The 14,948-nt window shown below is 61.6% G+C and carries 9 protein-coding genes; 1 reads left to right on the forward strand and 8 read right to left on the reverse strand.

Translation table 11 applies throughout. The features are described from left to right. Positions 1-24: 24 nt before the first annotated feature. The 6 genes from AACY30_RS14220 to urtA form a co-directional block, all read right to left on the reverse strand. Positions 25-864, reverse strand: a complete 840-nt coding sequence (locus AACY30_RS14220) for an urease accessory protein UreD (protein ID WP_339540511.1) — start codon at positions 862-864, stop codon at positions 25-27. Positions 865-894: 30 nt separating this feature from the next. Then, positions 895-1,593 (reverse strand): urea ABC transporter ATP-binding subunit UrtE, encoded by a 699-nt coding sequence (gene urtE / locus AACY30_RS14225; protein ID WP_339427231.1) that lies wholly within the window; start codon positions 1,591-1,593, stop codon positions 895-897. Positions 1,594-1,645: 52 nt separating this feature from the next. Further along, positions 1,646-2,479, reverse strand: a complete 834-nt coding sequence (urtD, locus tag AACY30_RS14230; protein WP_339415728.1) for an urea ABC transporter ATP-binding protein UrtD — start codon at positions 2,477-2,479, stop codon at positions 1,646-1,648. Beyond that, positions 2,476-3,543, reverse strand: a complete 1,068-nt coding sequence (gene urtC / locus AACY30_RS14235) for an urea ABC transporter permease subunit UrtC (RefSeq protein ID WP_339471522.1) — start codon at positions 3,541-3,543, stop codon at positions 2,476-2,478. The genes urtD and urtC overlap by 4 nt, the downstream gene beginning before the upstream one ends. Next, positions 3,543-5,045, reverse strand: a complete 1,503-nt coding sequence (gene urtB / locus AACY30_RS14240; protein ID WP_339471523.1) for an urea ABC transporter permease subunit UrtB — start codon at positions 5,043-5,045, stop codon at positions 3,543-3,545. The genes urtC and urtB overlap by 1 nt, the downstream gene beginning before the upstream one ends. 76 nt (positions 5,046-5,121) lie before the next feature. Continuing rightward, complete coding sequence (gene urtA / locus AACY30_RS14245; RefSeq protein ID WP_065874307.1) at positions 5,122-6,387, reverse strand: urea ABC transporter substrate-binding protein; 1,266 nt, start codon at positions 6,385-6,387, stop codon at positions 5,122-5,124. Between the two features lie 319 nt (positions 6,388-6,706). Here urtA and AACY30_RS14250 point away from each other — a divergent pair, with 319 nt between their 5' ends. After that, complete coding sequence (locus AACY30_RS14250; protein ID WP_339540512.1) at positions 6,707-11,314, forward strand: DUF4329 domain-containing protein; 4,608 nt, start codon at positions 6,707-6,709, stop codon at positions 11,312-11,314. Between the two features lie 18 nt (positions 11,315-11,332). Here AACY30_RS14250 and AACY30_RS14255 read toward each other — a convergent pair whose 3' ends face one another. Continuing rightward, positions 11,333-12,715, reverse strand: a complete 1,383-nt coding sequence (locus AACY30_RS14255) for a PepSY-associated TM helix domain-containing protein (protein WP_339540513.1) — start codon at positions 12,713-12,715, stop codon at positions 11,333-11,335. 116 nt (positions 12,716-12,831) lie between these two features. Continuing rightward, positions 12,832-14,901, reverse strand: a complete 2,070-nt coding sequence (locus AACY30_RS14260; RefSeq protein ID WP_339540514.1) for a TonB-dependent copper receptor — start codon at positions 14,899-14,901, stop codon at positions 12,832-12,834. Positions 14,902-14,948: the final 47 nt, after the last annotated feature.

Genomic DNA, 14,948 nt, shown 5'->3' on the forward strand with positions numbered 1-14,948 from the left:
AGCCCGCTCCCACATGTTTGATCTTCATGTGCTCCAGATTCTCGGTGATACCGCTTCCCTGCCTAATACGGCCGGGCGCAACACGCGCCATAAATCGATCAGCCACCCCCGTGCCAGCAGCGCTTCGCTGGCCAAACAACGGGCCACCAGCAAGCCGGGCAATTGGGTGAGGTCGCCGCGTACCGCGTTGGGCAGGGTGCGGCAGGTTTCCAGTAATTGAGGGTCAATATCGGCGGTCAGCAACAGCGTGGCAAACACCGGTTGCCCGTCCAGGCCGATAGGTGAATCGAGCAAACCGTCGGCGCCCACAATGCGCTGGCGCTCATGCCAGAGCAACTGGCCGTCGCGGCGTATATCCAGGTGCGACTGGAAGTGGCCCAGGTCAAAACGCTCGCCACTGGCCGGGCGACCGAGGGCGACCACGTCCCAGTAGAACAGCCGCGCATCGCCTTGCAGCTCAATGCGCGTGGTGAGTTCGGCCTGGGCGGCGCTGAATACAATGGTTTCCTGGGGCAGCCACTCCAGCGTCGCGCCGGCTTCGACCCTGAGGTCGAGCTGCTGAAACGCCGGCCCGTTGGCGCGGTACCACTTGGCCGCGCCGGGGCTGGTCAGCTGCGCCCAGGCACCGGCACCGACGTGGGCGCTGATGTCCAGACGATCGCCACCGGCAATCCCGCCCGGCGGGTGCACGATGATGTGCTGGCACACCTCGGGGCCTTCGGCGTACAGGTGTTTTTGCACGCGCAGCGGGCCGAGGTGGCGACGCATCACCGGGCGCGTGGTGTCGCCGAAACGCGCGTAGCCGAGTTCCAGCTCGGCGTGCCAGCTGGGGGTGAACAGGGCGCAAGTAAGGGGCAGGTTCATGTTGTGTGCTTATCGTCAGGACGCTACAGGTTAGATCGTAACCAGGCCGCGTACACCCTCGTTTTCCATATTTTCACCACGGCCCTGCTGCACGATTTCACCCCGGGACATCACCAGATACTGGTCGGCCAGTTCCGCGGCAAAGTCGTAGAACTGCTCGACCAGCAGGATTGCCATATCGCCACGCTCAGCGAGTTTCTTGATCACCGCGCCGATCTCCTTGATCACCGACGGCTGGATGCCTTCGGTGGGCTCATCGAGGATCAACAGGCGCGGACGGCTGGCCAGCGCCCGGCCGATGGCCAGCTGTTGTTGCTGGCCGCCGGACAGGTCACCGCCACGGCGATGCTTCATTTGCAGCAACACCGGGAACAATTCGTAGATGAAGGCGGGCACTTCCTTGGCTTCTGAGCCCGGAAAACGCGAGAGCCCCATCAGCAGGTTTTCTTCCACTGTCAGCCGGCCAAAAATCTCCCGGCCCTGGGGCACGTAGGCAATCCCGGCATGCACACGCTGATGCGGCTTGACCCCGGTGATGACCTTGCCTTCCCAATTCACCACGCCTTCCTTGGAGGGCAGCAGACCCATCAGGCATTTGAGCAGAGTGGTCTTGCCTACGCCGTTACGGCCCAGCAGGCAGGTGACTTCGCCGATCTTCACGTCAAAAGACAGCCCGCGCAGGATGTGGCTACCGCCGTAGTATTGGTGCAGGTGTTGTACTTGTAGCATTGGAACTCCGTTAGTTAGGCTTCAAGCGGCTTGCGACTCAAAGCTGGCCGATTTATCTGCCCAAATACACCTCAATAACCCGCTCATCGGCCTGCACCTGCTCCAGCGACCCTTCGGCCAGCACGCTGCCTTGGTGCAACACGGTCACGTGGTCGGCAATCGAACCGACAAAGCCCATGTCATGTTCCACCACCATCAGCGAGTGCTTACCCGCCAGGCGCTTGAACAGTTCGGCGGTGAATTCGGTTTCGGCGTCGGTCATGCCCGCTACCGGCTCGTCCAGCAGCAACAGTTGCGGGTCTTGCATCAGCAGCATGCCGATCTCCAGGAACTGCTTCTGGCCGTGGGACAGCAAGCCGGCCGGGCGCTGTGCCGACGCGGTGAGACGGATGGTGTCGAGCACTTCATCGATACGGTCCTTCTGCTCGCCGCTCAGGCGTGCGCGCAGGCTGGCCCACACCGATTTATCGGTCTTCTGCGCCAGCTCCAGGTTTTCAAACACGCTCAGGGCTTCGAATACCGTGGGCTTCTGGAACTTGCGCCCAATGCCTGCCTGGGCGATCTGCACTTCGCTCATACCGGTGAGATCGAGGTTTTCGCCAAACCAGGCGGTGCCATGGCTGGGGCGGGTCTTGCCGGTGATCACGTCCATCAGCGTGGTCTTGCCCGCGCCGTTGGGGCCGATGATGCAGCGCAATTCGCCGACGCCGATGTACAGGTTCAAATCGTTGAGTGCCTTGAAGCCATCGAAGCTGACGCTGATGTCTTCCAGGGTCAGGATGGTGCCGTGGCGGGTGTTCAGGCCCTTGCCGGCGGCCTGGCCAATGCCGATGGCATCGCGGCCGCTGCCTGCGTCGAAAATAGGTTCAAGCATGACGTTCCTCATTTCTTCAGCAGACCGATAACGCCCTTGGGCAGGTACAGGGTGACGATGATGAACAGCGCCCCGAGGAAGAACAGCCAATATTCCGGGAAGGCCACGGTGAACCAACTCTTCATGCCATTCACCACCCCTGCGCCCAGCAGCGGGCCGATCAACGTCCCGCGCCCGCCCAAGGCCACCCACACCGCCGCTTCGATCGAGTTGGTCGGCGACATTTCACTGGGGTTGATGATGCCCACTTGCGGCACATACAACGCCCCGGCCAACCCACACAACACCGCGCTCAACACCCACACGAACAGCTTGAAGCCACGTGGGTCGTAGCCGCAGAACATCAGGCGGTTCTCGGCGTCGCGCAGGGCGGTCAGCACCCGACCGAACTTGCTCTTGGCCAGGCGCCAGCCGATGTACAGGCTCGCCACCAGCAGCAGCACCGTTGCCACAAACAACACCGCCCGCGTGCCCGGCTCTGTAATCCCAAAGCCGAGAATGCTGCGGAAATTGGTGAAGCCGTTGTTGCCGCCAAAACCGGTCTCGTTGCGGAAAAACAGCAGCATCCCGGCGAAGGTCAGGGCCTGGGTCATGATCGAGAAATACACGCCCTTGATCCGCGAGCGGAAGGCGAAGAAACCAAAGACCAGTGCCAGCAGACCAGGCGCCAGCACCACCAGGCACATGGCCCAGAGGAAGTGCTCGGTGCCGACCCAGTACCAGGGCAATTCGGTCCACGAGAGGAAGGTCATGAACGCCGGCAACTCATCGCCGGACGCCTGGCGCATCAAGTACATGCCCATCGCATAGCCGCCCAGGGCAAAGAACAAACCGTGGCCGAGAGACAACATACCGGCATAGCCCCACACCAGGTCCAGCGCGAGGGCGACGATGGCGTAGCAGAGAATCTTGCCCACCAGCGTCAGGATGTAGGCCGACACATGCAGCGGGTTTTCCGGCGACAGCAAGGAACACAACGGCAGCGCCAGCAGCAGGATCAGCATCACTGCGCCGACGGCAATCGTCGCCTTGGGGCCGGCCTTTTGCGCGGCCGTAAGCATCAATGGCTGGTTCATCAGTCGATCACCCGTCCTTTCAGTGCGAAGAGTCCCTGCGGGCGTTTCTGGATAAACAGAATGATCAGCGCGAGGATCAGGATTTTGCCGAGCACGGCACCGATCTGGGGTTCCAGGATCTTGTTGGCGATGCCCAGCCCGAAGGCGGCCATGACACTCCCGGCCAACTGGCCGACGCCGCCGAGCACCACGACGAGGAACGAGTCGATGATGTAGCTCTGGCCCAGGTCCGGGCCGACGTTGCCGATCTGACTCAGCGCCACACCGCCCAACCCGGCAATGCCGGAACCCAGGCCAAACGCGAGCATGTCCACGCGGCCTGTCGGTACGCCGCAGCACGCGGCCATGCTGCGGTTCTGGGTCACGGCGCGCACGTTGAGGCCCAGGCGGGTTTTGTTCAGCAGCAGCCAGGTCAGCAGCACCACGCACAAGGCGAAAGCGATGATTACAATGCGGTTGTACGGCAGCACGAGGTTGGGCAGCACTTGAATCCCGCCCGACAGCCATTCGGGGTTGGACACTTCGACGTTCTGCGCGCCGAACACCAGGCGCACCAACTGGATCAGCATCAGGCTGATGCCCCAGGTGGCCAGCAGGGTTTCCAGCGGCCGACCGTACAGGTGACGAATCACCGTGCGCTCCAGCGCCATGCCGATGGCAGCGGTGACAAAAAACGCCACCGGCAGCGCGATCAGCGGGTAGAACTCGATGGCTTGCGGCACGTAGCGCTGCATCAGCATTTGCACAACGTAAGTGGAGTAGGCGCCGAGCATCAGCATCTCGCCGTGGGCCATATTGATCACGCCGAGCAGGCCGAAGGTGATCGCCAGGCCCAGGGCCGCCAGCAACAGAATCGAGCCCAGGGACATGCCGCTGAAGGCCTGGCCGAGGAGCTCGCCGACCATCAACTTGCGTTTGACCTGGGCCAGGCTGGTTTCGGCGGCGGTGTGCACGGCGGCATCGGTTTCGACGCCTGGGGCCAGCAGCGCCTCGAGGCGGGTGCGGGCCAGCGGGTCGCCGGTGTTGCCGAGTAAGCGCACGGCGGCAAGGCGCACCACGGGATCGGGGTCGACCAGTTGCAGATTGGCCAACGCCAGGCTGAGTGCCGTGTGCACGTCCTCGTCTGTTTCGGCGGCGACCTGCTGGTCGAGGAATTTCAGCTGCGCAGGTTGCGCGCTTTTTTGCAGGGTTTGCGCGGCGGCGAGGCGCACCTTGGGGTCGGCGGCGAGCAGTTGCTGGCTGGCCCGTACGTTGTCGATCAAGCCGCGCAGACGGTTGTTCAGGCGGACGGTTTTGGTCTCGCCGTTGACGGTGAGTTGGCCTTGTTGCAAGGCGTCCACCAACTCGATACGCGCCGGGTCAGGCTGCGCAGCCCAGTCCTTCAGGAGCTTGGCTTGTTGGGTCGGGTTGGCAGACAGGAAGTCTTCGGCATCGCTGGCGTGTGCGGCCAAGGGCAGCAACAGCAGCGCGGCGAGAATGAAGCGGTAGAGGGCAGTGGGCATAACAAAGTGTCCTGATCATGCGCGGCCTAACTGTGGGAGCGGGCTCGCTCGCTCCCACAGTTAGGCCGAGTCGGGCTTAGTTACTTTTCACCGCATAATCCGGCTTCTTGTCATTGCCAGGGATATACGGGCTCCACGGCTGCGCCCGGATCGGTTCCTGGGTCTGCCACACCACCGAGAACTGCCCGTCAGCCTGGATCTCGCCGATCATCACTGGCTTGTGCAGGTGATGGTTAGTCTTGTCCATGGTGAGCGTGAAGCCGGACGGCGCTGCAAAGGTCTGCCCGGCCAGTGCTTCACGCACTTTGTCGACGTCGGTGGACTTGGCTTTTTCAGCCGCCTGCGCCCACATGTGGATGCCCACGTAAGTGGCTTCCATCGGGTCGTTGGTCACGGCTTTGTCGGCGCCCGGCAGGTTGTGTTTCTTCGCGTAGGCTTTCCAGTCGGCGACGAATTTCTTGTTGACCGGGTTCTCCACCGACTGGAAGTAGTTCCAGGCAGCGAGGTTGCCCACCAGCGGCTTGGTGTCGATGCCGCGCAGTTCTTCTTCACCCACGGAGAACGCCACCACCGGTACGTCGGTCGCTTTCAAACCCTGGTTGGCCAGCTCCTTATAGAACGGCACGTTGGAGTCGCCGTTTACGGTGGAGATCACCGCGGTCTTGCCGCCCGCCGAGAATTTTTTGATGTTGGCCACGATGGTTTGGTAATCGGCATGGCCGAACGGGGTGTAGACCTCTTCGATATCTTTATCCGCTACGCCTTTGGAATGCAGGAACGAGCGCAGGATTTTATTGGTGGTGCGTGGGTACACGTAGTCGGTGCCCAGCAGAAAGAAGCGTTTGGCGCTGCCGCCTTCTTCGCTCATCAGGTATTCCACTGCCGGAATCGCCTGCTGGTTCGGCGCCGCACCGGTATAGAACACGTTTGGCGACATCTCTTCGCCTTCGTATTGAACCGGGTAGAACAGCAGGCCATTGAGTTCTTCGAACACCGGCAATACCGATTTACGCGACACCGACGTCCAGCAACCGAACACCACGGCGACCTTGTCCTGGGTCAGCAACTGTCGGCCTTTCTCGGCGAACAGCGGCCAGTTCGACGCCGGGTCGACGACCACAGGTTCGAGCATCTTGCCGTTTACCCCGCCCTTGGCGTTGATCTCGTCGATGGTCATCAACGCCATGTCTTTGAGCGACGTTTCGGAGATCGCCATGGTGCCGGACAGCGAATGCAGGATGCCGACCTTGATGGTCTCGGCAGCCTGGATCGTCCAGGTCATGCCCATGGCGGCGATGGATGCCGAAAGAGTGAAAGCCTTGATCAAGCTGCGACGCTTCATGGTGCGATCTCCGTGACCGATATTTTTATGGGTGGCAGATGAGGGACGTTGCAGAGGTGATAGCAAGGGGTGTGCCGAAGTCGCCAAAGCCTTGAACAGATGGCGTGGCGGGGGTAGCGCAAGGGTGCGTGGCGCACCAATGTGGCTCCCGGTTGCAGCGGGTGGGCACGCGTCTGTGCCGTAATGGTGCGTGCTGCCAACGCCCGGACAGCGGTAAGCGCTGATCCCGCAGGCTACTTATCTACCGATTGAAAGACGCGCCGCGCCCTAAGAATGAGGGGCCGGGCGCTATGCCCAGGCATTCTTTCAAGGAGTTGAAATGGCTATCAGATTGTCACGTGAAGAGCGCGCTGCGAGTTCGAACCGGGGGGCGGCCAAGCTGCCGCCGCTGAGCCCGGCGTTTGTGAATGAGGCGGACGCCGCCTACTGGGCACACCAGGCAATCGGCAACCGGCGCGACGTCGAATACGGCGGGGTGATTGTGCGCAGCCGCGCCGGTGACTATTTCGCGACTCAGCCGGTGGCGGGGGCGGGTATGCAGTTTGATCTGCGCGCGGTTTTGGGCATTGGCAGCGATGGCTACTATCTTCAGCCAGCGGGCTATACCTGTGTCGCCAGCTACCATTCGCACCCCGCGCAGCACGCTGCGATTCTGCAGAAAAACCCCAGTTTTGATGAGCGCATGGCCAAGGCTTTCCTGGGGTTCTTGTCTGGAGTGGACTTTTACCGGGATGTGCATGACCGCGATTTTTTCCCGTCATCCTACTTGTCCGGCCCGGATGGTTCATTGATTCGCCATACCCCCGCTGGTTCGCCGGCGGAGTTCAGCTTTGCGTTGTGGGTGCAGGCTGGAAAACCGCCCAACAACCCGGTTGGGGTGTATGGCAGCTTTGATCAGTTCGTCAAAAAAGTTTCCAGCTTTGGTTCGTTAAGCCTGGTTGTGCCTACCGCATTGTGGGGGGGCTCCGTGGGCCGAGTGCCGGCCGATTGGGTGGTTTTCGAACCCTTTACGTCATCAGCGCTGACCGAGCAGCCGTTGTTCACTGCCGTCTTCGACCAGGTGCCGTTGGCGCTGGCGGCGGCGCTCTCTACACGGTCGGCACAGCCTGCGGAGCCGCGCGTTGGCGTTGTGCTCAAGCACATCAGCGAGGACCGTTATATCGCGACCCTCGCGTCGCCCAAGCGTGAGCCTTTGTTTGCGCTGGATGCATTGTTTCCAAAGGGGCCTGGCGGAGCGTTGGTGTTGCCTGTCCAGTATCGTCTGGAGGCCATTTACTTCAACGACTGGTACGAGAAGGATGCCGTGGCGGCGAAAGAGCGCTGGCTGGCCAGTGCGTTCTTTTCTCCTGCACAAGTGGTGGCCGCTATTCGTCAGGGGCACAGTACGCTGGCCCAGCAAAACCCCAGCCGCGGTCTTGACCTCTACATGCGTGCCCATGACGACGCGTTGCTCAAGCTCAAGGTGCCGTCGACAGCACGGGTCACCGAACTGTTCAAGTCAGATAGCGACGGCGTAATCAGTGACAATGGCGCTCAGGCTGCATGGGTCGCCGGTACGCTGACACCGCGCAACTATTTGCGCAGGGTGATCGAAGCCACTGAACTGTGGGTGGTGCAGGCGGGTAAGTTATGGCGTGATGTCGGGCGTGTGGATACGCACTCGCCGCTGTTGGCCCCGGAGTATCCGCTGGCCTTTGAGCGCTCGTTTCTCAGCGCTCGTGATGCGGCTCTGCACGCCCATGAACAAATCGGCAGCCGACGCAGCCTCTATTACGGCGGGTATGTGCTCAAGGGGGCAGACGGCCGTTTCGTGGTCACGCCGCCCCTGGAGAGCATGGGACATCCGTTTTCGTCCACGCTGTTTTTTCCCGCGGGTGACCAAGGGGCGCTGATCCCGATGGAGGATTATGAGCTGCACGCACGCTACGGCTCGCATACCGCGCTGTCGATGGTCCATCCGAACTGGGTCATGCAACGTGGCTGGACGCAGGAAGAAGCGCTGATCAACCTGCAAGTGTTTTCCGATGACGAGATGTACTCGATCATCTCGGATGAAAGGGTGGCCTACTTGTCCGGGGCGCAGGATTGTTTGTTGGAGTTCGCCCCGAACCATTCGCCCCAGGAAAAGTTGCTGCTGGCCAATATTGGCCCACCGGCCGGGGAGAACCGACTCGGGCGGCGACTTGATCGCGGCGAGATCAGGCCGGCCGATTGGGTGCGGCGACTGGCGGTTGCAGGGGAGTTCAAAATCATCCAGGGCAACAAGTTGTGGGGCCCACGTGGGGCTGTCTACAGTGATTGGTCGCCCAACTTCATCTATGCACCCAGGTTCGGACCACTCGATTATGTCCTCTATAGTGCCGTGTTCTCCAGTGGTGATGATGCTGCGCGTAGCCTGCATGCGCGTTTGCAGGGACGCACAGCTCCCGAGCCTGCCTGCTATGCGTACATCCTTAAGCATAAAGACCTGCCGCAGTACATTGCGACCGAAGCGGTAGGCGCCGTCAACGCAGGTGGGCTTTTTAAGTTCAATCGCTTGTTCTCTCGCAACCTACGTAATGAACCGATATTGCCCGAGGGCTATGAGATGCACGCCTTGTTCCGGTCGCAGCATTGGTCGCCGCCGTGGCTGAAGGGGGCGAATGCGTGGTTGACGCAGTATTTTGTAACGCCGGTAGTGTTGCTGGCCGCGTTGACCGAAGGCCTGCGCGATAGAGCACAGAGTCTGCCGGTTTACTTTTCCAACTTGGACGGTGCGCTTTTGCGCTATCAGCCATCATTGATCGACGTGAAAGTCGGTGGCCTGGCGGACAACTTGCTGGGGCTCGCAAGCACGCAGTTGGAGTCCGGCAAGAAAACGGCGTTGGAGTTTGTCCGGGAATGGATCGCCAAGGGCATGCTTTACGTGGTGCGCGGCAGTCAGCTCTGGGATACGAGCGGGCAGGTCAAGCCGACGTGGAGCGGCTATGAAACACTGGCGCCTCGACGCCTGAGCCCGGCGTTTGCCTCGCCGGATGATGCGGCACGCCATGCCGCGGCTGCGGTTGGCAGCAGGCAACGCCGGACCTACGGCGGCGTCATCCTCAGGCTGACCAATGGCCTGTTTGTGGCGACTGAACCGTTGGTGGTCCCGGCTCAAGGTCCAACACTGGACTGGATCTACCCTGACCCTGTGATTGCGACTGGGCTCTATCCAGGGGGCGCGACCCTTGTGGCTTTCTACCAGTCCCGGGTGGAGCAGGAGGTGCAGATAGTGTTGTCGGCTTCTCAAAAAGCCCTTTATCAAAGCATGATCCCCACGGCGGTTTTGGGCCGGCTGCTGGCTCGTGAAGCGCACGTTAAACGCCAGTACGTGTTCGGGCCAAATGGCACGATCCTCAGTTACCAGTTGACGGACGATGTCGAAGAAAGGCTGTTGAGAAACAAGTTAGTCGCTACAACCCCTGGCGCTGGCGACTTGAGTGATAACTCCATCGAACGACAACTGCGCAGTGGAGCACTGTTACCGCAGGCATTTATCGATCAAGTGGCACGGGCCGGCGATTTGCGTGTGGTGGAAGGCAATGCAGTGTGGGGCAGTCCCAGACGGATACAAATCGGGTTTGTGCCGAATCAGTACCGCGCGGCCCCATTGGAGGTGCGCGATGTTGGAGCCGACTCACCGTGCGGTCCGATCTTTACCCGCGCACTCGATGCGGTTCGACATGTCTACCGTAATTGGAACGCACAGGCTCAGGTTGCCTTCGGTTATGTGCTCAAGGCGTTTGGCAAGGAGCTGTACATGACGACCCTGCCGCTTGTCAGAGACCGTTATGACGATTTGAAACCGGTCTTTGTCAAGGGCCAACTCCCCCAAGGCTATGTGTTAGCGGGTTTGTACTTGTGCGCGTCGACCGAAACCATCGCTGCCGCCGACGATGAAATGGCCCAGCACTTCTTTGCGCCCTCGGCCATCTCCAAAGCGTTGTCATTCATGACGACGCGACGCAACGGCGAGGCATTGCCGTTGTACCTGCTATGCGCTGACCGTGCACTGCTTTGGTATACCGTGCCCAAGACCGCGCCCGTGTCCGAATGGGCAAGCAATGTGAGCCACGATTCGGCGCGACTGCGCGATGGCTCGTTAACCGTACACGACTATGTGCGCCGGCTGGCAGCCATGGGGGAGTTGCATATCCGGGTCACCAGTGAAATATGGGGGCGCAAGGAGCGGGTCACGACGCTATGGTGGCCCAAGAGGCCGCCGCATTCGTTCACTGCCGACCCCCATTTCCATTCATTCTGCGGGCCGTTGTTTTTTTATGCCGATGACGCAGCCCGTTACGCTCAGCGATTGATCGCGCCCTTTGCCGGTAAACCGTATTTAGGCGCGGTGCTGATGCCTGCGAAAATGACCGGGTTTGTCGCGATCGATCCCGTGGAGGACCGGCCCGGTTTTGGTAACAGTACGCTGGAGTTGCTGTTCTGGAAGGGGCATGCCGGGTTCGACGTACCGGCTGAGAATGTGCTGCGCACTTACAAAGTTGCGGCGGTGCATGCCTTCTACAAGTCAATCCCGTCGAGACCCCATCTCAAGCCGCTTGACCTCGTCCTGTTACCTAATTTCATCTCCAACGAAGTACTGAACAGCTACCTGTCTGTGGTGCTGAGTAACCAGCCCGACGCCGAGCGTATTTACCTGTCCTGCCAGGGTGGTGCCCTGCTCAAGTACATACCGGCGCTGACGGCGGCCGAGTCGACGATACTCAGCGCCCGGCCCGCGCCTTCCCCGAGTGCGCTGGTCAGTCGCTTGAGGCAACTGGGCAGCCTGTCGGTGCTGGTCACTGATGCTTTCTGGAGAAAGCGTGGGCCATTGGGTGATGAATGGGCAGCGATAGATCCGGATGCAGGCGAGCCCTGGTACGGCCATCAAAAAGATGAGCTTTGATGACGGCGTTTGTGCGCTTCATCGTGAACCTGAGATAGGTTGATGCTGGCCAAAAAAGCGTGACAGCACCAGGCGATCCAGCGCCCACACGACGATCAGCGATGCACCCACCAGCGGAAAAATGATCGCCAGCCCGAGCATGATCACCATCGCGGTTTTCCATTTCGGCAGGTCATGGCGTAACGGCGGAACCCCCAGGCCGCCCTGTGGTCGACGCTTCCACCAGATCACCACACCGCTGACGGCGCTGAGCAGGATCATCAGGCAGATCAGCAACACGATGATCTGGTTGATCGGGCCGAACATCTTGCCTTCGTGCAGCATCACGCCAGTTTCGGTGGCGCGGGCGACCAGGTTGTAGTGCGCCCAACGCACATCGGCGAGCACCTTGCCAGTGTACTGGTCCACATGCAGGGTGGCGTCGTTGCGCGGGTCGTCGGCGAACACCGCAAGGGTGAACACGCCTTCGGCGGTGGTAGGGAAGGTGATGCTGTAGCCGGGCTCGACCTTGCGCGCGGTGGCCAGGTCGACCACCTGTTGCAGGCGCAGGGTCGGCGCTGCCGGCGCTGAGTGCAGCGCGCCGTGGTTCATGTGCTCGGCGTGGTCGCCGGACATGGGCATCGGGGTGTTTTCCAGGGCCCAGGGCACGGTCTGTTGAGTGGCGGTGTTGAGCACGCGCGCCTGTTGATCGGACTGCGGCACGTCGTTCCACATGGCCGCCGGGAATGTGTTCCACAAGTCAGCGTATTGCTTGCCCCAGAAGCCGGTCCAGGTCATGCCGCTGAGCAGCATCACCAGCAACAGTGACGCGCCCCAGAAGCCGGTGACCGCATGCATGTCGCGCCAGAACACCCGGCCACGACGGCTGAAACGCGGCCACAAAACGCCTGCCGAAGACGTGCCGCGCGGCCACCACAGGTACAGGCCCGATACCACCAGCATCACCCCCCAGCCGGCGGCGAGTTCCACCAGGCGGTCGCCGACGGTGCCGATCATCAGCTCGCCGTGCAGCGCACGGGCGATGGCTTGCAGGTTGTATTTCGAGTCCTGCTCACCGAGCACGGTGCCGCGATACGGGTCGACGAACACCGTTACTTCGCGGCCGCCGTTATGCATCACGAACTGCGCGCTGCTGGTGGCGTTGGCCGGCGGCAGGTATTTGCTGATTGAGCCCTGAGGGTAAGCGGCCTTGGCGCGTTGCAGTTGTTCGTCGGCGCTCAGGGCGTGTTCGGCGGCTGGCACGGTGAGCAGGTTGCCGTACATCAGCGGGTCAAGCTGGGGTTTGAACAGGTAGATGATGCCGGTGAGGGCCAGCAGCACCATGAAAGGGGCGACGAAGAGGCCGGCGTAGAAGTGCCAACGCCAGGCCAGGTTGTAAAAGGAGATTTTTTGAGTGCTCATCAGGTGCTCCGCAAAGGCTTTAAAAGTTTTTCTCAGTTGTGCCGCCTTCGCGAGCAAGCCCGCTCCTACATTTGAAATGCATTCCAACTGTGGGAGCGGGCTTGCTCGCGAGGCTTTTAGAAGCTCATGTCCACCTTGGTCCACAGGGTGCGACCAGGCTCCTTGATGGCCTGCGGGTCATTGGCCGGGTAGCCGAACCCGGCGTTGCCGGCCAGGTTCAAGTGCTCGGCGTAGGCCTTGCCAAACAGGTTGTCGACGCCGGTGCTGACCTTGAAGTGCTTGTTGATGCGGTACGCCGCGTTCAACGAGAACACGCCGAAGCCGCCGCTCTTGTCGAAGTCCTTGCCGACCACGTTGCCCTTGTTCTGGTCGATGCGATTTTGCGCGGCGACCACGCGCCACAAGGCGCCGGCACTCCAGTCATCCTCGCTGTAGGTGAGGCCCAGGCGTGTGTCCAGCGGCGGCATTTGCGGCAGCGCCTTGCCGTCGCTGCTGTTCTTGCCCCAGGCGTAGGCGAGGGTGGCGTCGGCTTTCCAGTTGCGTGTCAGCTTGTACGCCGCGCCCAGTTCGCCGCCCATGATGCGAGCGTCGACGTTGCGGGCCTGGGAAGTCGTGCCCATCATCCCTGGCCGGTAGTCGAACAGGATGAAGTCCTGCACCCGGCCGATGTAGCCCGAGGCCCAGGCTTCAAGCGCCTCGGCTTTGTATTGCGCGCCGACGTCGAGCTGGGTGGTTTTCTCCGGCTTTACACCGTCAAAGGCATTCGCCGAACCAGCCGCACCGGTGTTGGGTGAAAACAGCTCCCAATAATCCGGAAAACGCTCCGAGTGGCCCAGGCCCGCGTAGAGGGTGGTAGGGCTGTCGGCCAGGTCGTGTTCATAACGCACGAAGCCCGATGGCAAGGTGTCGGCGCGGGTGTCGTCGGCGGTCGGATTGGCGCGAGTGCTCATGCCGGAGCCGGTGGTTTGCCGGAAGTCCTTGGCCGAGGCACGATCCAGGCGTGCGCCAGTGATCAGGCGGTCGCGGTCGGCGGCGTACCACGTGAGTTCGCCGAACACGCCGTAGTTGTGGAAGTTGGCATCCTTGACCTTGGGCAAATCCTTGTAGGTGTCGATGCCCATGCTGCTGCGCTGGCGGTGTTCGTTGGTCTGCGCGTCCAGGCCGCTGATCAGTTGCACATCGGCCCAGCGCCAGGTGGCCTTGATCCGCGCGCCAAGGGTACGCCGGTCGACGTTGGAGGCCATCGGCCCGGCCATCATGCCGGTGCCCGACGGTGTGCGCAGGCTGTAGTTGTCCATCACGTGGTCAGCGTAGTTGTAGTAGACCTGGGCCTCGACCTTATCCAGCACGTCGCCGATGTTGGATTTTTCGAAACGCAGCCCCAGGCTTTCGCGCAGGAACTGCGAGCCGTCCATGCCGCGCCCGGCGTAGCGTGCCTCGCCATCGCCACGGCCGGCGGTGAGTTCGAGCAGCGTGTCGGCGTCGGGGGTGAAACCGACCGCTACATCACCGTTCCACTTGTCATAGCGCGAGGCGACGGTGTCGTTATTGCCGTCCTTGTAGTCATCGGCATGCGCCTGGTTGCCGATTACCCGTACATAGCCCAGCGGCCCACCGGCTGCGGCATCGATGACCTTGTCGAAGCGTCCGTTGGAACCGGCCAGCACACTGGCGTTGAGGCGCGTGCCCAACTCGCCGAACTGCTCCGGCTCGCGCTCGAACAGCACGGTGCCAGCGGATGCGCCGGGGCCCCAGAGCACGGTTTGCGGGCCTTTGATCACGGTGAGCTTGTCGTAGGTTTCCGGCGAGATGTACGAGGTCGGCGCATCCATGCGGCCGGGGCAGGCGCCGAGCATCATGCTGCCATTGGTGAGGATATTCAGGCGTGAGCCGAACATCCCGCGCAGCACCGGGTCGCCATTGGTGCCGCCGTTGCGCACCAGCGCGAAGCCTGGGATGGTCTTGAGGTAGTCACCGCCGTCACTGGCGGGCACGGGTTGGCGCGGGTCCTTGGGGTTGGTGACCACGGTCAACGGCGAGCTGGGAGCGATTGCGGTGATCACGGTGGGGCTGAGCTCGTGCTCAGCATGCTCATCGGCATACGCCTGTGGAGCCAGGAGTGCGCCGCATAGAACGGCGAACACAGGCGTGCTTCCCAAACGGGTGTCAGCAGAAAACCTGGACATGAAAAATTCCATCAATCAATCGTAAACAACACGGCCAGCAGCCTGCG

This window comes from Pseudomonas sp. RA_5y_Pfl1_P24, from assembly GCF_963970945.1.
Lineage (GTDB): Bacteria > Pseudomonadota > Gammaproteobacteria > Pseudomonadales > Pseudomonadaceae > Aquipseudomonas > Aquipseudomonas tritici.

Excerpts from the sequence above, each read along its gene's own strand:
- AACY30_RS14260 (WP_339540514.1), bottom strand. The coding sequence starts at position 14,901 with ATGTCCAGGTTTTCTGCTGACACCCGTTTGGGAAGCACGCCTGTGTTC.
- urtA (WP_065874307.1), bottom strand. The coding sequence starts at position 6,387 with ATGAAGCGTCGCAGCTTGATCAAGGCTTTCACTCTTTCGGCATCCATC.
- urtD (WP_339415728.1), bottom strand. The coding sequence starts at position 2,479 with ATGAGGAACGTCATGCTTGAACCTATTTTCGACGCAGGCAGCGGCCGC.
- AACY30_RS14250 (WP_339540512.1), top strand. The coding sequence starts at position 6,707 with ATGGCTATCAGATTGTCACGTGAAGAGCGCGCTGCGAGTTCGAACCGG.
- AACY30_RS14255 (WP_339540513.1), bottom strand. The coding sequence starts at position 12,715 with ATGAGCACTCAAAAAATCTCCTTTTACAACCTGGCCTGGCGTTGGCAC.
- AACY30_RS14220 (WP_339540511.1), bottom strand. The coding sequence starts at position 864 with ATGAACCTGCCCCTTACTTGCGCCCTGTTCACCCCCAGCTGGCACGCC.
- urtE (WP_339427231.1), bottom strand. The coding sequence starts at position 1,593 with ATGCTACAAGTACAACACCTGCACCAATACTACGGCGGTAGCCACATC.
- urtC (WP_339471522.1), bottom strand. The coding sequence starts at position 3,543 with ATGAACCAGCCATTGATGCTTACGGCCGCGCAAAAGGCCGGCCCCAAG.
- urtB (WP_339471523.1), bottom strand. The coding sequence starts at position 5,045 with ATGCCCACTGCCCTCTACCGCTTCATTCTCGCCGCGCTGCTGTTGCTG.